The sequence below is a fragment of the Eubacterium sp. An11 genome (assembly GCF_002161065.1).
GTDB lineage: Bacteria > Bacillota > Clostridia > Lachnospirales > Lachnospiraceae > Anaerobutyricum > Anaerobutyricum faecale.
The window spans coordinates 1-1319 of sequence record NZ_NFLV01000081.1; the positions used below are offsets into that span (position 1 = coordinate 1).

Below are 1319 nucleotides of genomic sequence, written 5' to 3' on the forward strand. Positions count from 1 at the left end.
CTGGAGCTTCGTATCCAGGACCTGAAGGAGAAGGCAGAAACACTGGATCTTCCCATTGACGGAATGGTACTGATCTTCGATGACCTGGCGTATTCCGCAAGCTGCGGAAGAACCGGACATCACTACAAGGACGGACTTGCTTTCAAATTTGAGGACGAAACCTATGAAACCGTTCTCCAGAGTATTGAATGGACGCCTTCCCGTTTCGGGGAACTGGCACCTGTGGCAGTCTTTGACACCGTGGAGATTGATGGGTGCTCCGTATCCAGGGCCACGCTTCATAACCTCACCTTTATCCGGGAACTGGAGCTGGTGCCGGGATGCCATATCTTGGTATCCAAACGGAACATGATCATTCCCCATGTAGAGGAGAACCTGGACCGTGGACACTACCGGGATGCAGCCCCTGCTATCTGCCCGTGCTGCGGCGCTCCTACAGAACTGCGGCGGAAAACAGCAGAAAAAGGACGTATCATTGAAACTGTACACTGCAGCAATCCATCCTGTGAAAGCCAGCAGTTGAAAAAATTCGTCCATTTCGTATGCCGGAAAGCCATGAATATTGAAGGATTAAGTGAGGCTACTCTGGAGAAATTCCTGAATCTGGGATACCTTCAGACCTTCCATGACATCTACCATCTGGATCAGCACCGGGAAGAGATCATCCGGCTGGAAGGGTTCGGGGAGAAATCCTTTGACCGGCTCTGGAACGCAATTCAGGCCAGCCGCAGCACCACCTTTGTCCGCTATCTGGTCAGCATGGATATTCCCATGGTAGGCCGTACAAAAAGCCGGGTATTGGATACCGTATTCTCCGGCAGTCTGAATGCCTTCCGGGCGGCTGCCACCGATGACTATGACTTCACACAGTTAGAGGACTTTGGCGCCACACTGAACCAGAACATTCACGACTGGTTTGCGGATGAAGAAAATCTGATGCTCTGGGACACATTGCAGAAAGAATTTACATTTGAAGAAAGAAAGGAAGAAAACACTATGGCAAAAAATACTGAATTTGCAGGAAAGACTATCGTAGCAACCGGAAAGCTGGAGAATTTCACCCGCGCAGAGATCAATGATAAGATCCTGGAGATTGGTGCCAAACCGGGCAGCTCTGTAACAGGCAAAACGGATTATCTCATCTGCGGCGAAAAAGCCGGAAGCAAGCTGGCAAAAGCCAAGTCTTTAGGCATAACCATTCTGTCAGAAGCAGAGTTTTTAGCAATGATTGCATAAGATTGTACATGATCCACTTGGGGAAGCTGCCTGACAAGCAGCTTCTCCAAAAATTACCTGTCTGGCAGTATGGAAAGGGCAGA

Annotated in this window: 1 protein-coding gene; it reads left to right on the top strand. The window is 49.6% G+C overall.

The window, feature by feature from the left end:
* Nucleotides 1-1236: BRCT domain-containing protein (locus B5E53_RS18600; RefSeq protein ID WP_343215691.1), on the top strand; the 1236-nt coding region annotated here is incomplete at its 5' end.
* Nucleotides 1237-1319 lie beyond the last annotated feature (83 nt).